Here is a 656-nt window from a genome sequence, read left to right on the forward strand (position 1 = left end):
CCGTGGTGGGTGCGGTGGGTGGGTCGGGGTCGGTCGGTGGGGAGGGGGAGGGTGTCGGGGAGGTTGGTGAGTGTGGTTGTCCAGTAGGTGGTTTGGGTTTGGGTGGTGGGGGTGGGGTGGTCGGGTGTGCCGAGGAGTTGGTGTTGCCAGTGGGTGTAGTCGGTGTAGGTGAGGGGTGGGGGTGTGGTGTGGGGTGGTTGGTGGTGGGTGTGGGCGGTGTAGGCGGTGGTGAGGTCGTGGGTGAGTGGGGTGAGGGAGTGGCCGTCGGCGGCGATGTGGTGGAGGACGAGGGTGAGGGTGTGGTGGGTGGTGTCGAGTTGGTAGAGGTGGGTGTGGAGGGGGGTGTCGGTGGTGAGGTCGAAGGGTTGGGTGGTGTCTGCGTTGATGTGTTGGGGGAGTTGGGTTTCGGTGGTGGGGGTGGGTGTGAGTGGTGGTGTGGTGGGGTGGGGGTGGATGTGTTGGGTGGGGTGTCCGTGGTGGAGGGGGTAGGTGGTGTGGAGGGGTTGGTGGCGGTGGATGAGGTGGGTGAGGGCGTGGTGGAGGGCGGTGGTGTCGAGGTGGCCGGTGAGGTGGAGGGTGAGGGGGATGTTGTAGGTGGGGGTGGTGGTGTCGTATTGGTTGAGGAACCAGATGCGTTGCTGGGCGGGCGACAACGG

Annotated in this window: 1 protein-coding gene; it reads right to left on the reverse strand. The window is 66.3% G+C overall.

Features of this window, described 5'->3' with window-relative positions:
- Nucleotides 1-656 (reverse strand): condensation domain-containing protein (locus tag QM806_RS42045; RefSeq protein WP_283295051.1); only part of this gene is annotated, 656 nt, incomplete at both ends.

The organism is Rhodococcus sp. IEGM 1351 (assembly GCF_030056875.1).
GTDB classification, from domain to species: domain Bacteria; phylum Actinomycetota; class Actinomycetes; order Mycobacteriales; family Mycobacteriaceae; genus Rhodococcus_F; species Rhodococcus_F opacus.